1 pseudogene is annotated in these 704 nt (G+C 68.0%); it reads left to right on the forward strand.

The window, feature by feature from the left end:
- A pseudogene (locus tag AHiyo1_RS25985) lies at window positions 1–704 on the forward strand (MFS transporter); the annotation flags it as partial.

The following is a 704-nucleotide window of genomic DNA, read 5'->3' on the forward strand; positions in this document are numbered from 1 at the left end:
CTGCGGCCGGCCTGGTGGTGGCCGTCTCCGTGGTGACAGCTGCTTCCTGGTTCCGCGCGGACATCACCCGCCATTCCACTGCACGAGGGACCCCAAAAGCCTTCAAGCCCGACAAGCCGGACACCTTCGAAGATCCCTCAACCGGCCCCTTGCCCGTCATCCAACCAGGCCAGCAGGGACCGGCCGAACCTTTGGACAGCAAGCGCATGGTGGCCCGGGCATGGCGCGAACGCCGGACCCTGCTGCTTGGATTGCTCGTCCTGGGGCTCGCCCTGGCTGAGGGCGCCGCGGGGGACTGGGTGGCCTTGGCGTTGGCCGATGGCCACGGGCAATCCGACGCTGCCGGCGCCATCGGCTATGGAATCTTCGTGACGTTTATGACCGTAGGCCGCTTTGCCGGAACCGTAGTCCTGGACCGCTTCGGCAGGGTGCCCGTGATGCGTTGGTGCTCGGCCACTGCCGTGGTGGGGTTGGCGCTCTTCGTCTTCGCCCCAGTGCCGTGGCTCGCCTTCGCGGCCCTGGCCATCTGGGGACTCGGTGCCTCTTTGGGGTTCCCCGGTGGGCATGTCCGCCGCCGCGGACGATCCGGCGCACGCAGCTGCCCGGGTATCGGTCGTCTCGACGATCGGCTACGGGGCCTTCCTTTGCGGTCCGCCGCTCTTGGGCTTGCTGGCGGAGCACTTCGGCATCCTGCATTCCTTGCT

It is taken from the genome of Arthrobacter sp. Hiyo1 (assembly GCF_001263615.2).
Classification (GTDB): Bacteria; Actinomycetota; Actinomycetes; order Actinomycetales; family Micrococcaceae; genus Arthrobacter.